Origin of the sequence: Psychromonas sp. SP041 (genome assembly GCF_000470315.2) — a bacterium.
In the GTDB taxonomy this organism is placed as follows: Bacteria; Pseudomonadota; Gammaproteobacteria; order Enterobacterales; family Psychromonadaceae; genus Psychromonas.
Map to the genome: position 1 here is coordinate 74,422 of NZ_CBRF02000003.1, position 19,295 is coordinate 93,716.

Below are 19,295 nucleotides of genomic sequence, written 5' to 3' on the forward strand. Positions count from 1 at the left end.
GGTTATGCTCCTTGTTTCGCAGTATGGCTATGGTGTGAATGAGTATGTGCATGCTGACAGTTATGCTGTTGATTAAATGTTTGATGAGCAGATTGAAAGTTATAGCGACGATTGTTTTCAAAACCACGTCCATTTTCATCACTAGAATTTAGGCATTTATCATCAGCGCTCATTTCAGGAGCAGTCCGTAAAGCAAGTTGTACGGAGCGATTTGGGTAGTCTGCTACAGGGTTCATTGGATGAGGACAGGTGGTAAAGACCACTAAGGTTTCCATTTCAAAACGTAATTCAACAACATCACCTGCTTTACTATGGTCAGTCACAAAACTTAAATCGCCTTCGTCAATAGTCTTAACTTGGCTAAAAATATTGATATTCGCCGCTAAATCTCGTTTACCTAGACCATATTTAGCCACTTCTACTAACAAACTATCGTATCCATTTTGTAACCAAGCATTACGATCGCCCTGGTAGTTTCTTACGCCCCATTTATCAGCCACTTTTTGTTTATTGGCGACTCCACCGACACTATCAATCCACTGGGTATCATCTCGTACAATAGAACAAAAAATACGTCCCATATCAGAATACAAACAATGTCCATGGGTTAATTTAAAGGTGTGCTGGCACTTTAAAGTGTCTGGCGCGTTATAACGCTCTAATAAATTTTTTGGGTTATAAAACAACATAGAAACATTAGCACCACCTTCGATATCGGTTAGTGACAATATTTGCCCAGCAGGAATAACCATTGACCAATGACTTGCACCTGGAATGGTATCTTCATAAATGATGCTTGATTGCTGTTGTGATAGTAACTGCTCTTGTGACAGTGATGTATTACTCATGAGTATTCTCCTGAACAGCATCTTTTGCTGTTGCTTGTTTGTCGATTAAAGATTGAATGGATGTAGGTATAACATGCTCTGAATTGAGCGCTATATCGTAAACAATTTGTGCCCCAAAACGCTCCGGCTGATGAGGGTCAATACGCGGTTTGTCTAAGACTAAAATACGCGAACCTAAACTAAATCCTTCGGATAAGTCATGAGTGATCATAAACACGGTCAAACCGCGCTTTTTCCATAGCTCACTAATTAACTTATGCATATCTTTACGGATACCTGGATCTAATGCCCCAAAAGGTTCATCAAGTAATAAAATACGCGGTTCTTTGATCAACGCTTGTGCAATCGCTAGACGTTGTTGCATGCCACCCGATAGTTCATTGGGGTAGCGCATCGCAGCGTCAGCAAGACCGACAGCGGTTAACATATCCAATGCTTTTTCACGTAAGCTTTCGCGTTGCTTTCCAAACACTTTACCCAGTAAAGGCGAGGCTGAAAATTCACCGCCTAACATGACATTTTCTAACGCATTAAGGTGTGGAAAAGCAGAGTATTTTTGAAACACAATACCGCGCGTTTCATTCGGTTCGGCGGGCATCGGTTGTCCATCTAGCAGAATCGTTCCACGGCTAGGCGACTCGGTGCCTAACAACATATCTAAGAAGGTTGTTTTACCACACCCAGAGGCGCCAACAATACTCACAAATTCGCCCGGTTGTACTGATAAATTAAGTTTTTCTAGTACGATATGGTCGCCATACTCTTTCCATACTTGTTTAATTTCAATAATGGGTTGAGACGTTTTTTTAACAGATGAATCATTCATTATTCTTCTCCTCTTTTACCGTGATACCAAGGAAAAGCACGTTTAGAAATCAATCGTAAAATGGTGTCCATTAAGAAAGCTAATACCGCAATCCAAAGTACATAAGGTAAAATCACATCCATTGCTAAATAACGACGAATTAAAAAGATGCGATATCCTAACCCTTCCGTTGCCGCAATCGCTTCACCAGCAATCAAGAACAACCATGCACTGCCTAACGTTAAACGTACGGCATTCAACAATGGAGGTAATACCTGTGGCAACACCACTCGAAGCATAATTTGCCACGTATTGGCGCCTAAAGTTTGCGCTTTTAATAGCTGCTCAACGGGTAATGATTGAGTGCGTAGCTGCAAATCACGTATTAAAATCGGACAGATACCAATAATAATAAGCATGACTTTAGATAACTCACCTAAACCAAACACAATAAATAATATAGGTAATATCGCCATCGGGGGAATTAAAGAAATAGCTGTCACTAAAGGTGATAACGTTGCACGAAACAAAGGCAACATACCATTAGCAACACCAATAACTAAACCAATCAAGGCACTGATACCAACCCCTAGCAATAAACGTTGCAAGCTTGAAATAGTATCAACCCATAACAGATATTCACCAGTACGTTTACTCGGTTCAAATGCCATACGCTGTATCGCATCGGCAAAGCTTGACCATGAAGGTAATAGTTTGTCACTTGGGTTTTCTAATAAGCGAGCATCTGAGGCCAGCGTATAGATAATTAACAAGATAACAAAAGGTAATAGATTTAAAGCAAGTCGCATTAAGCGACTTGGCTTACTATTCATCAGACGCATAGTGGTCAGCCTTATAGTTTTTTATCGATAGCCATTTGCATATATAAAGGATCAAAACGTAACTTTATATTTTGCTTATCACCATAAATACCACTGGGTGTTTCAATACCAATAAATTTTGCATCGGCAGCGCCTTCACCTAATAAACCGTGGTCAAACGAAAATTCTGCTACTTTACCCATGGTATTAATTAGGTCTGCACTGTTGTTAAATGCCACTGCATCTTCAGCATTGAAAAACATTTTTGTAGAAGCAAGTTGAGCATCATATCCAGCTAAATCAGTGCCTGAAGCTTCAGCCATCAATGTTCTCGCATCAATCGCTTGTTGGCTGCTACCTTGCATAGTGCCCATGATCTCATACCACGCACCAGTTAAGGCTTTAGCCAATTTAGGGTTATCGGCCAATGTTTTGGTGTTGATCATCAGCAGGTCAATAATTTCACCAGGGACCATTGAAGAGTCAAATACTTTGCTTGTATTTGGCATTGCAGTGATTTCACTTAACAGAGGGTTCCAAGTAGTAACTGAAGTCACATCATCAGTGGTAAATGCAGCAACAAGGTCTGCATCTGACGTATTAACAACACGTACATCACGTTCAGTTAGTGACACTGAGTCCAAGGCGCGCGCTAATAAATAATGGGAAACACTTAACTCGACTAAGTTAACGTTTTGACCTTTAATATCTGCCAGTGTTTTATCGCCCTTAAGCACAACACCATCATTACCATTTGAAAAATCACCAATGATAACGGCAGTAGAGTCAACACCACTCGCAGCAGGAATGGTTAATGCATCCATATTGGTCATAACCGTTGCATCAAAGCCACCTGCGGTATATTGATTAATTGATTCGACATAATCATTAACTTGTACCACTTCGATATCAATATCGTATTTATCAGCCCACTTTTTAACAATGCCCGATGCATTACCATAATCCCAAGGCATCCAACCGACATAAATAGTCCAAGCTAAGCGAAATGTTGATTTTGTTTCTGCAACTGCAGTAGAAGGGGTAAGAATGACAGCACAACATAGTGTGCCGATAGTGAGTAATTTTGTAGCAGAGTGACGTAAGTATTTAGTAAGTTCCATATATTTATCCTTAATTACACTGAAAAAGCATGAGAGACATTGCTCTAATCTTCTCCCGGGCTTTTATCCCTCCGTGTAACCTTTAGATAATAAAGGTCGACAACTCTCGGTCCAGTCGCTTAAAAAGCCGGAACCCTAGATGTCTATTACCAAATTGTAGATACGGCAACGTTAATTGCCAATATCTCTCATACGAGAATTTAAAATACAGCAAATATAATGCCAATTAACAATAATCAATAATTACAATGAGATAGATATATTCAGGAATTCTTATTGATCTAATTGGTGCACCATAAAGGATCATAAAAAGTAAATTGCACCAAAACGTTCTATTTTAATTAAACTTACGTAGTGCTTTTTCAAATAAGAATTATCAATTATTCATTTAGTTATCAACTAATATAACCTCAATTCTGGTTAATGAAAGCGGAATTACACTTAAAATCATAAGGTTATATTTTTTACTCTACAGTGCCGTTAGTTTTGTGTAGTTCAAGGCGAATTATTGAAGCAATAACGGGTTATTGAGAAATAATTTAACGCAGAAATCCGCGGAAATAGCGGTGTTGTATAGCTTTGCTTATCCAGAACTGAGGTTAATATAAGTATCTAAAGAAATATTTAGGATTTAAAGACTGCAGTAGATTTATAGATTTTTGAAATGTAGAAAGATATAGCCATTATTTCATATAAAAACCAAATTTATTAATCGACATTAACATCTTAACCTTAGTAACTGGCAGTTTAAAAATTGAAATAATCCACCTCACTATCGCTTAATAACATAAAATTTTAAAAGGCTTTATCGCCTTTTAAAATTTTAATCTAAATAATCAAACACGCTACAGCCTTTTAATGACTGCTGAAAACTGTTCCTGTCATCGCTTTCTTGCTTCCCATGTTAATGGATTTATTTCTCCGTTCTCATAGATTGGTAGCTTCAGCGGTTTATCATCAGGTAAGAATTGAGCCCATGTTCTATTTAAGGCACATACCCCATACTCTCTAACCTTCCTAACTTCGTCTGTGTTTATAACATCCGTTAAGATAAAATCTGAGACACCTGGTGATTTTGCCCTAATATTACCTTCAGGATCAATAATAATACTTTCCCCCGTTCCCGCTGGAGCGGATGCATTAACACTGGCAATATAAACCTGATTCATAATCGCTTGTGCTTGCAACAAGATAAGTTCTTTACTACGGTCGCATGTTGACGTTTGAACTAAATTTAGAATCAAATCAGCTCCCATCCATGATAGCTGACGGATAACTTCAGGAAACCAAATGTCATAACAGACACAAAGCCCAACCCTGCCAAAACCAGGGATATCGAATACATTTAATTCATTACCTGGTTTAAATGGTTCAAACGGACGCCATGGAAAACATTTACGATAACTCGTAACTAATTCTCCTTCTGGTGAATACACTACTGCTGTACAGTAAATATCATCCCCTTCCCCCTTTTCAATAACAGTGCCTGGAATTAGCCAAATATTATTTTCTTTGGCTATTTTAGCAAGTCTCTGACCTCTCGGCCCATCAAGCGGTTCAGCTGCTTCATAGTACATTTTTTTTCGTTCTGCCCGAGTGCCTTCGGCTCGGCACAAATGAATTTCAGGGTAAACGATCATTTTTGTCTTTTCGAAATCAGACTTAAGCTCTATTATTTCGGCTTCAAACTCGTCTAAGCTTTGAGCAGTAGGTAAACGAGATGGAGATTGCATCAATAATATAGGTAAATGGTGAAACATTTTTTAAGATTCCTCAAAATGAAGAGTAGGAGTCGGTTGGGTGAATCCTTTTGTTAAATAAACTAAATAGATAAAACCTAAACCCAGCCAAATTGATCCAACAGTCAACGCATTAAGATCTAGCTTAGTCATAAGGAAAAAAGTCACAATGGTTCCAATTGCAGGGAAAACTAAGTTAAGAATTTTAGAACCTGTCGTAACCCCTTTTTTAGTATCTTTAACAAAAGTAAAGATGACAGACATATTAACAAATATAAATGCAACAAATGCACCGAAGTTAATCAAAGATGCAGCTTGCATAACATCAAAAAACAAAGCGAGGCTGGCAGCAATAGCAGATAAAAGAACACCACCAATTGGCGTTAAGTATTTAGGGTGTAAAAAACCAAATATTTTTTTAGGTAAAACACCATCTCTTCCCATTGCAAAGAGTAATCTTGACACACTTGCCTGAGCAGAAATACCAGACATAAATTGTGCTGTAATCATCGCAGCTAAGAAAATAGCAGCGAAGAAATTTCCACCTATTTTAGCTGCAATTTCAAAAGCAGCTGAATCAGTATCATTAAAAATAAACCCAGGATGAACTAATTGTGTTGTATACCCAACACCGACGTAAATAACACCAGCAAAAAGAGTACAAAGCATAATTGCTTTTGGAACTGTTTTTTCTGGTTCAATCGTTTCTTCTGTAAAAGTCGTGATCGCATCAAAACCAAGAAAAGCATATGCCGCAATACTAGAGCCCGCTAATACAATAGACAAGCTACTAGACTCATTAAAGAAGGGAGTTAAACTAAATAGACTGGTAATTCCGCCATTTCCATAAATATCACCTAGTGATAAAGCCACGAATATCACCATTGCTGCTAATTGAAATATCATTAATACTGAATTTAATTTTGCAGCTGCTTTAACACCTACATAGTTAATACAAGTAGTTAACACTACAAAACCAATTAAAAATAACCATTGTGGGACTTCAGGGAATTGAGCGCCTAAATAAGCAGCACCAATTAACCATATCACCATTGGTAAGAAAAAATAGTCTAATAAAATAGTCCAACCAACCATAAAGCCAACTCGACTATCGATACTCTTAGTTGCAAAAGTATATGCAGATCCTGCAATGGGATACCTACGGGCCATAATTCCATAGCTATTTGCAGTAAAAAGCATTGCAAAAGTAGTAATTAAAAAAGCCATTGGTACAGTGCCGTTACTTGCTTCTGCAATTATTCCAAATGTTCCTAGAACAATTAACGGGGTCATATAAGCCAATCCCATTATAATTAGTGGCCATAGTGTTAAGGTTCTAGTTAATTTCAAACTTGTCATTTTATATCTCCATATATTTTAAATTAAAGTGTTTTTAATAAAATTACTGAACGAGGATATTTCTAGTTACAAGAACAGAGTTACTGTTTACACCTCAAAATGGATGCTGTAATAACCAATAATCAAAGTACTTTTATTCTTATTTTTTCTGTATTTATATTTTAAAACTCCATAAATACAACCAAAAAATAACCCGCTAATTGAAGTTTTATAATAAAATCGACATGAGAAGGGGTATATAACCCCAGTGTGGTATAGTTGATAAAAATGAGATGTAGATGTTTTTTTATACAACTAGGAAATGTATTTAATGCCAAATAAAGAACAAGATAAAGCACTAAGTGAAGTCGTTCGAGCGCTTGGCGGTGCTAATTTCCCAGAGGCCTTAGCTCACTTTGTAAAAAAGATAATAGGCTTCGATAACTTAATTATCATTGCGTATCACAAAGATATTAACCCTGAAGAACTATATCGAGAATACAATGCGCCTATTGTGTATAACAATATGCAAAGCCATTATTTAAAAGCAGCTTATTTACTTGATCCTTTTTACCACGCTATCAACAATGGAATCCAAAAAGGTATACATTGCATTTTTGACTTAGCACCAGATCAATTTAAACAAACAAGTTATTTTAATGAGTATTATCAAGAAACGACATTAGTTGATGAATTTTGTTTGTTCGTAAATCTCGGTCACGACACAACTTTAACAGCCTGTTTTGGACGAGATAAAACGAGCGGGATGCGATTTGGTAAGACAGAATTGAAAAAGATAAAATCATATGAAAATGTATTATCTGCTTTATGTCAGCAACATTGGCGAAGCTATCAACCAAAAGAGGGTAAAAATATTGTTTTACCTCCTATTAAACAAAGATTAAGAACAACAATGAAAGAGCAACATGATATATCTCTTAGTCCACGACAAGCAGAAGTAGCCCTTTATATACTACAAGGCCATTCTTCTTTATCAATTTCACTTAATCTCAACATTAGTAAAGAAACCGTTAAAGTATTTCGTAAGCAGCTTTATTCAAAATGTAACATTAGTTCACAAGCAGAGTTATTTGCTTTATTAATGCCTATTTTTTCGATGTTATAATGAAGATAACCTTCATTTCAAAAAGAGAAATCTAGCAACATCAGATAGATTTCTCTTTATATCTTCTATTTAATACGATTAAAAAATTATATTAACATAACGATTTAAACAGTTTAGTAAATTGTTCTAATCCTTCTTCAACGATCTCATTACTTGCTGTCAACGCAGGTAAAAAACGGATCACATTACCATAAAATCCACAGGCTAATAACACCAAACCATACTTAGCTGCATTGGCGATAATGGCTTGTGTTAATGCACTATTTGGCTGTTCAATATCACCATCAGTCATTAACTCTATAGCAATCATTGCCCCTTTATTTCTCACATCTGAAATAAGTTCTGGATGTTGATTTTTTAATAAAGTTAATTTCTCGTTGAAAATAGCTCCGATTTCATTTGAACGTTGAACTAAGTTTTCTTCTTCAATCACTTCTAGTACAGCTAAAGCAGCGGCACAGGCAACAGGAGAACCGCCATAAGTGCCTCCTAATCCGCCTGGTAATGGCGCATCCATGATCTCACTTTTGCCGACAACGGCGGAAATTGGAAAGCCACCAGCGATCCCTTTTGCCATGGTAATTAAATCGGGTTCAACATTAGAATATTCCATATTAAACATTTTACCTGTACGTCCAAAACCCGTTTGAATTTCATCTGCAATTAAAACAATTCCATGCTCATCGCACAGCTTGCGTAAAGCAACTAAGAACTCAGTAGGAGCAGAATAAAAACCGCCTTCGCCTTGTACTGGTTCAACAATAATAGCAGCAACATCCGTTGGAGATATATCCACTTTAAATAAATTAGCGATCGCTTTCAGAGAGTCATTAACAGAAATGCCATGAGACTCTATTGGAAAAGGGGCATGGAAAATGTCCCCAGGAAATGGACCAAACAGATGTTTGTAAGGCGTTATTTTCCCAGTTAATGCCATGGTTAAATTAGTACGACCATGAAACCCACCATTAAATGCAATAACACCTCTACGCCCTGTATGTGCTCGTGCGATTTTCACACAATTTTCTACGGCTTCAGCCCCTGTTGTAACAAAAATCGCTTTTTTATCTGACCCACCAGGCGCTATTTCAATTAATTTTTCAGCTAATTCAACGGCACTTTCATAAGGGTTTACCATGACACAAGTATGACTAAATTTATCTATTTGATTTTTAACAGCATCAATCACTTTAGGATGGCTATGACCGGTATTACAGACAGCAATACCAGTACCAAAATCAATATAACGATTACCTTCAACGTCCCAAATTTCAGCGTTCTTCGCTCGCTCAACATACACTGGATAAACGTTACCTTGGCCACGTGCAATTACTTTTACTTTTCTGTTTTGTAAGTCCGTATTGTTCATTTTATTCACCTAATATTATTATTTTCATGATCAAAGTATTTCGATTAACTCATCATGTTTATTTATCTAAACCACCCAAACATAAATATTTAATTTCTAAGTAATCGTCTAATCCATATTTTGAACCTTCACGTCCATTACCAGATTGTTTTACACCACCAAATGGTGCAGCTGCATTGGAAATTGCACCTTCATTGATACCTACCATGCCATACTCTAGGTTTTCAGCCACTCGCCAAATTAACCCAATATCGCGAGCGTAAAAGTAAGCAGCCAAGCCATACTCAGTATCATTTGCCATCGCGATCACTTCGTCTTCATCTTCAAAACTAATAATTGGTGACACTGGACCAAATATTTCATTGCTTGCAATGGGCATATCGTTAGTCACGTTAGTTAAAATAGTAGGTTGATAAAAAGCATCTCCAGCTTTATCAATTTTCCCACCCAATACGACTTTAGCCCCAGCAGCAACAGACTCTTTTACTAACTTATCAACCCCCTCCACAGCTTGACTTGAAATCATCGGACCAATATTAATACCATCAATTAGGCCATCACCAATCGTTAATGCAGATACAGCGGCAGTAAATTTTTCAGTAAAGTCTTCAAGCACTTTGCTTTGTACAAAAATACGATTCGTACAGACACAGGTTTGACCCGCATTACGATATTTAGACATTAACGCCCCTTTTACTGCGGCATCAATATCTGCATCATTAAATACAATAAAAGGCGCATTACCTCCTAACTCCATCGATACTTTTTTTACCGATGTTGCGCATTGGCTGATCAAGGACTTACCCACCGCAGTTGAACCAGTAAAAGTAAATTTATCAACATCAGGATGCTGGGTTAAGACTTCACCCATCCCTCTTGCATCATCACCTACAACTACATTAAAAACACCTGCCGGTATACCTGCTCGCTCTGCTAATTCAGCCATAGCCAACGCAGAAAGTGGCGTTTGTGTTGCTGGACGCACAACAAAAGTACAACCAGCCGCTAATGCAGCTGCTGCTTTGCGTGAGATCATTGCATTAGGGAAATTCCATGGGGTAATCGATGCGACGACACCAACGGGTTGTTTGATCACAATAATACGTTTATCGTTAGAAGGACCTGGGATAGTATCACCATAAATACGCTTCCCTTCTTCAGCAAACCATTCAATAAATGCAGCACCGTAGGCGATTTCACCTTTTGCTTCTGCAATTGGTTTACCTTGCTCTAACGTTAATATTCGCGCTAAATCGTCTTGATGTTGGATCATTAAATCAAACCAGTTTTTCATAATGACAGCACGTTCATTTGCTGATTTTGATGACCACATTTTAAATGCATCATTTGCCGATTTGATGGCTAATTCAGTTTCAACAACCCCCGCATTAGCAACTCGAGCAATCACTTCTCCATTCGCAGGGTTAATCACATCAATTTGTGATTCACTACTGTGCCAACTGCCATTGATATAAGAAAAATGTTTAATTAATTGTTTATCTTGTAAACCTAAGTCTTGATGATTCAGCATAAATAACCTCTACGATTTAATGTTTGGCTATTGAATACTAAATTTAATTCATGTTAAATATAAAACTATCAACCTAAAGGTTTAACTAAATAAAACATTAGAGAGTTTATGAACACTCATTCGATCATTCCCAAACCCATCGCTGAATATGATTTACGGTTATTACGTATTTTTGTTTCAGTTGTAGAGCACGGTGGTTTTTCTGCTGCTGAAAAAGCGCTTGGAATTACCCGCTCGACGATTAGTGTTCATATGTCTAACCTTGAAACACGAATGAAATTAAAACTTTGTATGCGTGGACGAGGTGGTTTCTCATTAACCGAAGAAGGTCAATTAGTCTATCGAGCGGTTATTAATTTATTTGACTCATTAAATGATTTCTCATTAATAGTGGGCACATTAGGTAAAGAGCTTAGTGGTGAAATAGTTATTTTATGTGCAGATCAACTAGATAAAAATAAGCAAAAAAAATTAGCTAATATGATTGAAATTGTTCATTGCAAAGCGCCTAATTTACATATTACGTTAGATGGAGATTCTATTTCTAACATTGAAAAATTATTACTTAAAGATAAAGCACATATTGGTATATTTCCTGGTTACCAAAAGATTGAAGGCTTGAGTTACACACCTTTAACTAGTGAACCTATTTATCTTTGTTGTGGTAAAAAGCACCCTTTCTTTAACAAGGTTGATACTCAGATTACACCTGAAGATTTAGCCTCTGCTTCCACTATTCATCCAGGTATTGATGTTGAAGAAAATGGACGTAAGCAGTTAAGTAAATTAAATTTAAATGCTAAAGCGTACCAGTTTGATATGCGTAAAACGGTAATATTATCAGGCCAATACTTAGGGTATATGCCGCAAAGTTATATTCAACAAGAATTAAACATGGGTGAAATCAGGATCATTCAACCAAGTACACTGACTTATCAATTTAATTTATCTTTAGTGCATAAAAAAGTGTCAATAGAACCGAATAAAGTTGAATTATTGCAAAGTGCTTTTAAGGTAGCGTTTGATTTGGAAATAAAAAAGATCTGAACTTTTAAGTGGGATCCTTCTAAATCAAACACTCAAATCTAGCACTACATTAATAGCTCTAATTTTAAATTAGAACATATTTTTATGCATAAAAGCTAATACTATGAAGCTTAATTTTTGAGATATTTTCGACTCAAAGACTATAATTAATATAAAAATTTGATATTTTATTCACGATGGTTTCAATATGTTTGATACACCACAGAAAATAAAAGTAATAGTTTAGAAGGAGGAATTAAGTCTTTCTATTCTCGATACAAAGATCTTGTAGAGCTTAACACTAGTTTAGGTATTTGATACAGATAACACATTATCAGAGCATTGATAGGGTTAAAAGTGTTTTTAGAAAGCTAGCCAAGCATAATAACTTGGCTTTAAGTTAGTTCTTTATAAGAGGCTTGGAGCGGACAGCTGAATTTAAAGCACGAATTATCAGATTAGGAGAATTTCTAGCTAAACATTTGAAATTTAATTAAAAATTTTAAAAAACGATAAATTAAAAGTAACCACAATAATATAATAGCGCAGCTAACCTTCTACCTTGGAGTACGAAAAAGACTATTCCATTCTACAAAATGAAATACATGTAAGCTTTTTGATTAATACCGATAATAGTTGGATATGACAACTTATTGGGCAAAGCCAACTAAACGCCTTAACCGAAGTTTAATATGCAATTAAATCAGTCCCATTCTATAAATGAGTTATCACTGGCAAACCTATAATATTGAGTTTGTATAAAATGCTGATCAACTCGAAGTAAATCACCCAACATGCACTAAAAGCTCATTAGGTTACCCGTAGGATTAGAACAACGTCATTTACTTTTGTTATTTCTGTATGAATTGATACGATAACTTACATCGATTAAGGCCTTTGTTTACGGTTATTTACAGTAAAGCAAAAACGAACTATTTATCGTCAGGGTTTTGTTGTAAATAGGCTTTTTTAGCCAAATGTTGGTTTTGGGTACTATCAGTCATTTTTACTTTGTAATGTAAACCTGCCTTCCCTAACATATGGGCAGCAACGGGTGCGGTGATCAACAAAAACATAGTAATTAATACTTCTTTTAAGTTTACGTGACCAAGTTGAACGCTGAAAAATATCATTGATGCCACTAAAATACAGGCAACGCCTAGCGTACTGGCTTTAGTTGGTGCATGTAACCGAGTAAAGTAATCAGGGAGTTTTGCTAAGCCAATAGACCCAATTAGCATAACAATGGCACCAAATACTAATAAAACACTTACCACTACTTCTAAAAATACAGTCATCTTTTTTCCTTATTCGATAATATCGCCACGTAATAAGTACTTACAAAAAGCGGAAGTACTTACAAAACCAAGCAGCGCAATCAATAATGCACTTTCATAATAAATGGCAGAGCCTTGATGAATCCCTAATAGAATAATCAGCGCAATACTATTAATGTACATAGTATCAACGGCAATAATTCTGTCTGGTGTCGTGGGGCCAATGATTAAACGCCAAGCATTTAAGGCCAAAGCACAACAAATTAACGCACAAGCAATTAGTATAGCGACACTTAACATCCGAAAATCTCCTTTAAAGGCGCTTCATAACGATCTTTGATAAGCTTAATTAATGCCTGTTCGTCTTCAAGGTGCAGCACATGCACGTATAACCATTTTCTGTCATCAGACAACTCAACACTCACCGTACCCGGTGTTAATGAAACACTACTGGTAAAAATAGTGAGTGGCACAGGATCTTTAATATCTAAAGGCACTACAATAAAAGCAGGCTTTAAACTTCGATTACTTTGTAATACACGCTTCGCTACATCGTAATTAGAAACAGCAATATCAATTAACAAACGAAACGTATACATCAATGCCTTAATAGGTTTTTTTGCGACTGCAGCTTCTTCACTCAAAGGGGCGACAATCCAAGGAATAATAATCGCAAACACTGCACCTAACACCATATGCCCACGACTAAAATCATGTAATATTTGCCACACCAACCATAATAATACGCTATGGTAAGGCGTAGGAAACCAAACGAATTTACGTAATTTGTCCATTATTTAGCGACCTCGTTAAGTTGTTGCAAACTTAGACCTGCTTTAAGTTGTTCTGCAGCCAATTGCGTATAGTCACTTACTGGTCCTCCAAAAATAACCATCAAAGGTAGTATCACGACCAATAAGCCAATGGCTAAATATTGAAGTGGATGACCTTTTAGTGCACTAGTGTTTTCACCATTGGTTCGCCAAAACAATGAGGTACCAGCACGTGATAAGGCGATTAAAGCAATCAATCCTCCCACTAGTATAATTGGGAAAACCCACATTGCCTCACTTGCGTTGGTGACTGACTGTAAAATCAATGCTTTACCAACAAACCCTGATAGTGGCGGCATACCAATTAAAGCGATGGCTAATAAAGCAAAAATAAAGCCCAAAATACCTGCTTGTGGCATTGCTCTAGCGGCAACAAAACGGTCTTCTGCTTGACCACGTTGTTGTTGGATTAATCCTGCTAACAAGAACATCGCAGCACAAGCAATTGTACTATGTAATAAGTAATAAATTCCTGCTGAAGTGGCCTGTACTGTGTTCAAGCTAATGGTCACCAATAGCGTACCGACGGATACGATGACCAAGTTACTACAAAGCACCCGCAAACTTTTACTCGCGAGTACTGCAATAGCACCAATAGCAATAGTTAATAAAGCAATCGGCCACAACCACGGTAAAGCGATATTCGCGAGTTCGCCGGCTTGGTCACCAAATATCACACCATGTACCCGCCAAATACTATAGATACCCACTTTGGTCATAATCGCAAATAATGCAGCGACTGGAGTACTTGTCGTCGAGTAAGCTTTGGGTAACCAAAAGTGTAAGGGAAGCATCGCCGCTTTCAAGCCAAAAACAGCCAATAACAATAAGGCCCCTGACTTGGCAATCAGTAATTCGTTGCTGGAGAGCAATGGAATTCTATCAGCCATATCAGCAAAATTAAGTGTCCCTAACGTGCCGTACAACGTGCCTAGTGCAAATAAAAATAGCGATGAACCAATTAGGTTAAGAAATACATAATGAATATTAGCTTGTGTCCGTTGCTTGCCCCCTCCGTGTATCATGAGAGAGTAAGACGCTATTAATAATACTTCGAAAAATACAAATAAGTTAAACGCATCACCGGTTAAAAATGCCCCGTTAATCCCCATCAGTTGGAACATAATGAGTGTGTGAAAAAAGGCGCCTGTTTTATCTTCTCCGGCACTCGCGTACATGGTGACCGCTAAGCCTAAAATAGCACTTAAACAAACCATTAATACTGAGAATAGATCAGCAACTAATACAATGCCAAAAGGAGCTGACCAATCACCAAGTGCATACACTTGAATACCTTGAGCCTCAACTTTGAATAGTAGCGAAAAGGCAACCACGACCATTAAAATATTAGCGGTGATACTCACTACACGTTGTTTGCTTAAGGAGTTACTTAAACCAGGAAAAAGCAGAGCAACAGCTACAAAAAAAGGTATTAATACTGGGAAAATAACTAAGTGGTCAAACAAGCTCATTGGGATTTATCCTCAGCTAAAGGGTCAAAAGGTTCTATGCCATCGACGTGGTCACTGCCTAAGTCTGCGCGTCCTCGCATGGCTAAAATCACAGCAAAAGCGGTCATAGCAAAGCCAATAACAATCGCAGTCAGTACTAACGCCTGTGGTAGAGGATCTGCGTAATTTTCACTGCTGCTGAGTACTGCAGGTGCGCCGATGGTTAATCCGCCACTGGCAAATAAAAACAAGTTAACCGCGTAAGACAATAAAGTAAGCCCAATAACTAACGTAAAGGTATGGCCACGCAGCATTAAAAAGATGCCACAGGTACTCATGAAGCCGACACAAACTGCATAGACTAATTCCATTATCTTTCTCCTACTGTGAGTCGTTCTTTGGTTGTTAACTTGCCTAAGCTCGCTAATATAAGCAGTGTCGCACCGATCACGGTGAAGTAAACTCCAATATCAAATACTAATGCACTAGCAAGCTCAAATTTACCTATCCAAGGTAACGAAACATATTCAAACCAAGAGGTTAAGAACGGTCTATCAAAGATCCAACTACCTAAACCAGTTAATCCAGCGATCGTTAGTCCAATCGCGATCATATAGTGATAACTCACACTGACTCTTTTAGCCATCCAATCAACACCGTGTGCTAGATATTGTTGAATTAGCGCAATCGAAGTAATCAGACCAGCAATGAAACCACCGCCAGGTAAGTTGTGCCCGCGCATAAATATATAAGCTGAAATAAGCAAAAATAATGGCAACAAGCTTTGCGAGACAACCGATAATAATACAGGGTATTTATCTTTGGCCCATAGTCGCCCAGCGTAATCTTTAGTACGCACTGATAAACGCATGCGAGCAATTAGCTTGTGAATACCTAATGCAGCAATCCCGAGTACCGTTATCTCGCCAAAAGTATCAAAACCACGGAAATCAACCAGAATAACGTTCACCACATTGGTTCCGCCACCGCCGATTTTGGCATTAGCTAAGAAGAATGCAGAAATACTATCCAAAGGATGGGTCATTAAAGCAAAACAAATACTACCAATAATACAGCCTATGAATGATGCAACGGTCAAGTCGCGTACAAAATGACTAGGACGACTTTTACTCGTTGGGGTTTGCTGAGGGAAAAAGTAAAGCGCCAGTAATAACAAAATAACCGTTACAATTTCTACCGAGAGCTGAGTAAGCGCTAGGTCGGGAGCAGAGAAGTAAGCAAAGGTTATCGATACCACTAAGCCCACTAGCGACAACATTAATAACGCAATGAGACGGTAATGACTCCAAATAATGGTGGCGAGCGAACCTGCAATAATCAAGATAGCAGCAACAAGCACAGCACCATTGATAGGCGTACCAGGCACACTTCCTCTCGTTGTATCGAGTTCAAACAAAGGCGGTGCGATCAGCAATAAAGCGAAGAAGCAAAGACAAAAAGCATAACGCTGTAAAGAACCGTTTTCTAATATCATGGTTATTTTTTGCGCCCACGTTACACAGGCCTGAATGCAACCTTCAAATACTAATTTTGCATCAATATCTGGGAACATCCCTGCAAATTTAAATAAATGTTTACGGTTCAAGTAAATCGCAACACCACCCATAATCGCCACCCCACTCATTAGCAATGGGAGATTCAATCCATGCCAAATGGCTAAACTATATTCAGGTAGCGGATGGTTAAGCACCGCCAATGAAGTACTTTGTAACAATGGGCCAATAGTGTAGTTAGGAAAAATACCAACCAACAAACAAATCGTCACTAAAATTTCCACAGGAACACGCATATAACGTGGTGGTTCGTGCGGGGTTTTAGTTAAGCCTTTCGGCTCACCGTTAAAGAACACATCATGAATAAAACGCAGTGAATAAGCGACAGAAAAGGCAGCAGCAATCGTCGCTAATACAGGAATTAACCAAGACATAGAGCCTAAAATGCTTTGTTCTAAGGTTTCAGTAAAGAACATTTCTTTAGATAAAAACCCATTCAGCAAAGGCACACCAGCCATCGATGCAGAGGCAACCATCGCTAACGTCGCGGTAATAGGCATGTATTTCCATAGCCCATTAATTTTACGCATATCTCGCGAACCGGATTCATGGTCAATAATACCTGCAGCCATAAATAATGACGCTTTAAAAACGGCATGATTCATAATATGAAATATTGCAGCAATCGCAGCGAGTTCAGTATTTAAACCAAGTAACAATACGATCAAACCAAGATGACTGATAGTAGAATAAGCTAACAGCCCTTTTAAATCATGTTTAAATAATGCAGTGTAAGCCCCCAATAACATAGTGAATAAACCGGTTAAAGAGACCACCACAAACCACACTTCCGTGCCGGCTAATACTGGGTAAAAACGTGCTAATAAGAAAATACCTGCTTTTACCATAGTCGCCGAGTGCAAATAAGCACTGACTGGCGTAGGGGCTGCCATTGCGTGAGGCAACCAAAAGTGAAATGGGAATTGGGCAGACTTAGTAAATGCACCAATTAAAAAGAGGCTTAAAATAGCTAAATAATAAGGGCTTTGTTTTACCAACTCACCACTGTTGAGGACAATATCTAATTCGTAGCTACCAACGACTTGACCTAATAGGATAATCCCAGCTAATAGCGCTAAACCACCAGCACCAGTGATAGTAAGCGCCATTCGAGCGCCTTTACGTGCATCACTATTGTGTGACCAAAAACCAATTAGCAAGAACGAGCTAATACTGGTTAACTCCCAATAAAACCAGAGTTGTAGCATGTTGTTTGACATAACAATGCCGAGCATGGCTGTCATAAACATAATCAAATAACAGTAAAAACGCCCCATATGGTCTTTTTCAGACAAATAGTAACGCGCATATAAAATAACCAGTAGACCAATCCCCAAGATCAATATACTGAATAATGCAGCTAAACCATCAAGGCGAAATGATAACGACAAACCTAATTGAGGGATCCATTCAATGCTCTTGCTAAAAGACTCCCCAGCCAATACCGCTGGTAAATCGAGAAAAATCAAGCAAAGCGCTAAAGCAGGTAACAAGGCTGTAGCCAGCGTACATGCGCTACGATTAAGTTTATTGGCGAGTAAGGGAACGATAATCCCGAACATGGGTAAAAATGGCACCCAGAAATAATGCATTTAAGCGAAGCTCCGTTAGCTAAGTGGTTGGTATTCCCGACCACGATAATGATTAATTAGATAAAAATCAACGCCTTATTATGTCAAACACAACTAAAGCACTGATTATAAAGGCTTTCTATTTTCGCACTTAATTTGCCATGCAAATAACATTTTTATTACGATTATTTGTTGGGTTGAACTAGTGCTTACTTTATCTTGATAAAATACAATAAAGCGCACTTATCTCAAGACAGCTATTTGAATTATTATTAAAGTTAAAAAAATTATCAGCTTGGATTGTTTATTTAAATTTTTAAATAAGAAAAGCTCATCATATTGAATTGAGTATTTAATATAAGTTTTCTTAACGAGCTTACCATTCAACTAAATATACCAATAATTGTATTAATTTTGAAACACTAGTATTGTTATGTAATGACTTGAATTGTAGTGCTGGAGAATTACTTGAAGTTTATTACGAATCAAAAAATAATTTACAAAGACGTAAAATAGGCTTGCTCTACAAGTAGGCTAATTTTGGTCTTTCAACCATTTTATCAAACAGGTGTTGTCAACTTATGTACTCGGTTAGATTAAAGGCTATAAAATCAGCTTTAATCTAAATTTTGGACACAACTAGCCCTATCTCATTCAACAAAGGAACGATCGTGGAAAAGACGATAATGTTTCGCTTGCATTAAATGATGGCCAAGTCGAAACAAGCTATTAATCACACCATGGCAACTCAAAAACCGTTGAGTTTTCCCTTGCGATTTGAACTTATGCATTTTCCTTTCCTGCTGCCGAATGGCTTGATGCACTTTACTTCGGAATACTGGTCACATCCATGGTTTTCATACTG

The 19,295-nt window shown here is 37.5% G+C and carries 16 protein-coding genes and 1 riboswitch; of the genes, 2 read left to right on the forward strand and 14 right to left on the reverse strand.

All coding sequences use genetic code 11. From position 1 onward, the window contains the following. Positions 1–2 precede the first annotated feature (2 nt). The 6 genes from SP041_RS02750 to SP041_RS02775 all read right to left on the reverse strand — a co-directional run bounded on the left by SP041_RS02750 (position 3) and on the right by SP041_RS02775 (position 6,693). The gene (locus tag SP041_RS02750; protein ID WP_025563386.1) at positions 3–848 is read right to left on the reverse strand and encodes an urea amidolyase associated protein UAAP1; all 846 of its coding nucleotides are present in this window, start codon (positions 846–848) and stop codon (positions 3–5) included. Beyond that, positions 841–1,674, reverse strand: a complete 834-nt coding sequence (locus SP041_RS02755) for an ABC transporter ATP-binding protein (protein ID WP_051368468.1) — start codon at positions 1,672–1,674, stop codon at positions 841–843. Before SP041_RS02755 ends, SP041_RS02750 begins: the two co-directional genes overlap by 8 nt. Then, a complete protein-coding gene (locus SP041_RS02760) occupies positions 1,674–2,495 on the reverse strand; it encodes an ABC transporter permease (protein WP_025563384.1) in 822 nt (273 codons plus the stop codon). The genes SP041_RS02755 and SP041_RS02760 overlap by 1 nt, the downstream gene beginning before the upstream one ends. Before the next feature lie 11 nt (positions 2,496–2,506). Beyond that, positions 2,507–3,595 (reverse strand): putative urea ABC transporter substrate-binding protein, encoded by a 1,089-nt coding sequence (locus SP041_RS02765; RefSeq protein ID WP_025563383.1) that lies wholly within the window; start codon positions 3,593–3,595, stop codon positions 2,507–2,509. A 50-nt stretch (positions 3,596–3,645) separates the two neighbouring features. Beyond that, a riboswitch (guanidine-I (ykkC/yxkD leader) is annotated at positions 3,646–3,745 on the reverse strand. A 731-nt stretch (positions 3,746–4,476) separates the two neighbouring features. After that, complete coding sequence (locus SP041_RS02770; RefSeq protein WP_025563318.1) at positions 4,477–5,355, reverse strand: carbon-nitrogen hydrolase family protein; 879 nt, start codon at positions 5,353–5,355, stop codon at positions 4,477–4,479. A 3-nt stretch (positions 5,356–5,358) separates the two neighbouring features. Then, a complete protein-coding gene (locus SP041_RS02775) occupies positions 5,359–6,693 on the reverse strand; it encodes an amino acid permease (RefSeq protein WP_025563319.1) in 1,335 nt (444 codons plus the stop codon). Between the two features lie 310 nt (positions 6,694–7,003). On the opposite strand from SP041_RS02775, the gene SP041_RS02780 reads away from it, so the two are divergent. Beyond that, entirely contained in the window at positions 7,004–7,798 is a 795-nt protein-coding gene (locus SP041_RS02780; protein ID WP_025563320.1) for a helix-turn-helix transcriptional regulator, read from the forward strand. A gap of 91 nt (positions 7,799–7,889) precedes the next feature. Here SP041_RS02780 and gabT read toward each other — a convergent pair whose 3' ends face one another. Both gabT and SP041_RS02790 read right to left on the reverse strand, forming a co-directional pair. After that, positions 7,890–9,167 carry a 4-aminobutyrate--2-oxoglutarate transaminase gene (gabT, locus tag SP041_RS02785; protein WP_025563321.1) on the reverse strand — a complete coding sequence of 426 codons (1,278 nt, stop codon included), beginning with the start codon at positions 9,165–9,167 and terminating at the stop codon, positions 7,890–7,892. A 58-nt stretch (positions 9,168–9,225) separates the two neighbouring features. Then, positions 9,226–10,698: an NAD-dependent succinate-semialdehyde dehydrogenase gene (locus SP041_RS02790; protein WP_025563322.1), complete on the reverse strand. Its 1,473-nt coding sequence runs from the start codon at positions 10,696–10,698 to the stop codon at positions 9,226–9,228. Positions 10,699–10,806: 108 nt separating this feature from the next. Between SP041_RS02790 and SP041_RS02795 the strand changes: the two genes are divergently transcribed. Beyond that, entirely contained in the window at positions 10,807–11,745 is a 939-nt protein-coding gene (locus tag SP041_RS02795) for a LysR family transcriptional regulator (protein ID WP_025563323.1), read from the forward strand. Positions 11,746–12,656: 911 nt separating this feature from the next. Here the strand turns inward: SP041_RS02795 and SP041_RS02800 are convergent. From SP041_RS02800 to SP041_RS02825, 6 genes are read right to left on the reverse strand one after another with little or no spacing between them, the layout of a single operon-like run. After that, positions 12,657–13,022 (reverse strand): Na+/H+ antiporter subunit G, encoded by a 366-nt coding sequence (locus SP041_RS02800; protein ID WP_025563324.1) that lies wholly within the window; start codon positions 13,020–13,022, stop codon positions 12,657–12,659. A gap of 9 nt (positions 13,023–13,031) precedes the next feature. Further along, entirely contained in the window at positions 13,032–13,301 is a 270-nt protein-coding gene (locus SP041_RS02805; RefSeq protein WP_025563325.1) for a K+/H+ antiporter subunit F, read from the reverse strand. After that, the gene (locus SP041_RS02810; protein WP_025563326.1) at positions 13,295–13,795 is read right to left on the reverse strand and encodes a Na+/H+ antiporter subunit E; all 501 of its coding nucleotides are present in this window, start codon (positions 13,793–13,795) and stop codon (positions 13,295–13,297) included. Before SP041_RS02810 ends, SP041_RS02805 begins: the two co-directional genes overlap by 7 nt. Further along, positions 13,795–15,306: a monovalent cation/H+ antiporter subunit D gene (locus tag SP041_RS02815; RefSeq protein WP_037048260.1), complete on the reverse strand. Its 1,512-nt coding sequence runs from the start codon at positions 15,304–15,306 to the stop codon at positions 13,795–13,797. The genes SP041_RS02810 and SP041_RS02815 overlap by 1 nt, the downstream gene beginning before the upstream one ends. After that, the gene (locus SP041_RS02820) at positions 15,303–15,656 is read right to left on the reverse strand and encodes a Na+/H+ antiporter subunit C (RefSeq protein WP_025563328.1); all 354 of its coding nucleotides are present in this window, start codon (positions 15,654–15,656) and stop codon (positions 15,303–15,305) included. The genes SP041_RS02815 and SP041_RS02820 overlap by 4 nt, the downstream gene beginning before the upstream one ends. Beyond that, positions 15,656–18,451: a monovalent cation/H+ antiporter subunit A gene (locus SP041_RS02825; RefSeq protein ID WP_025563329.1), complete on the reverse strand. Its 2,796-nt coding sequence runs from the start codon at positions 18,449–18,451 to the stop codon at positions 15,656–15,658. Before SP041_RS02825 ends, SP041_RS02820 begins: the two co-directional genes overlap by 1 nt. Positions 18,452–19,295 lie beyond the last annotated feature (844 nt).

What these genes read in the sequence shown, in the direction of transcription:
- SP041_RS02750 (WP_025563386.1), bottom strand. Translation starts at nt 848, where the DNA reads ATGAGTAATACATCACTGTCACAAGAGCAGTTACTATCACAACAGCAA.
- SP041_RS02755 (WP_051368468.1), bottom strand. Translation starts at nt 1,674, where the DNA reads ATGAATGATTCATCTGTTAAAAAAACGTCTCAACCCATTATTGAAATT.
- SP041_RS02760 (WP_025563384.1), bottom strand. Translation starts at nt 2,495, where the DNA reads ATGCGTCTGATGAATAGTAAGCCAAGTCGCTTAATGCGACTTGCTTTA.
- SP041_RS02765 (WP_025563383.1), bottom strand. Translation starts at nt 3,595, where the DNA reads ATGGAACTTACTAAATACTTACGTCACTCTGCTACAAAATTACTCACT.
- SP041_RS02770 (WP_025563318.1), bottom strand. Translation starts at nt 5,355, where the DNA reads ATGTTTCACCATTTACCTATATTATTGATGCAATCTCCATCTCGTTTA.
- SP041_RS02775 (WP_025563319.1), bottom strand. Translation starts at nt 6,693, where the DNA reads ATGACAAGTTTGAAATTAACTAGAACCTTAACACTATGGCCACTAATT.
- SP041_RS02780 (WP_025563320.1), top strand. Translation starts at nt 7,004, where the DNA reads ATGCCAAATAAAGAACAAGATAAAGCACTAAGTGAAGTCGTTCGAGCG.
- gabT (WP_025563321.1), bottom strand. Translation starts at nt 9,167, where the DNA reads ATGAACAATACGGACTTACAAAACAGAAAAGTAAAAGTAATTGCACGT.
- SP041_RS02790 (WP_025563322.1), bottom strand. Translation starts at nt 10,698, where the DNA reads ATGCTGAATCATCAAGACTTAGGTTTACAAGATAAACAATTAATTAAA.
- SP041_RS02795 (WP_025563323.1), top strand. Translation starts at nt 10,807, where the DNA reads ATGAACACTCATTCGATCATTCCCAAACCCATCGCTGAATATGATTTA.
- SP041_RS02800 (WP_025563324.1), bottom strand. Translation starts at nt 13,022, where the DNA reads ATGACTGTATTTTTAGAAGTAGTGGTAAGTGTTTTATTAGTATTTGGT.
- SP041_RS02805 (WP_025563325.1), bottom strand. Translation starts at nt 13,301, where the DNA reads ATGTTAAGTGTCGCTATACTAATTGCTTGTGCGTTAATTTGTTGTGCT.
- SP041_RS02810 (WP_025563326.1), bottom strand. Translation starts at nt 13,795, where the DNA reads ATGGACAAATTACGTAAATTCGTTTGGTTTCCTACGCCTTACCATAGC.
- SP041_RS02815 (WP_037048260.1), bottom strand. Translation starts at nt 15,306, where the DNA reads ATGAGCTTGTTTGACCACTTAGTTATTTTCCCAGTATTAATACCTTTT.
- SP041_RS02820 (WP_025563328.1), bottom strand. Translation starts at nt 15,656, where the DNA reads ATGGAATTAGTCTATGCAGTTTGTGTCGGCTTCATGAGTACCTGTGGC.
- SP041_RS02825 (WP_025563329.1), bottom strand. Translation starts at nt 18,451, where the DNA reads ATGCATTATTTCTGGGTGCCATTTTTACCCATGTTCGGGATTATCGTT.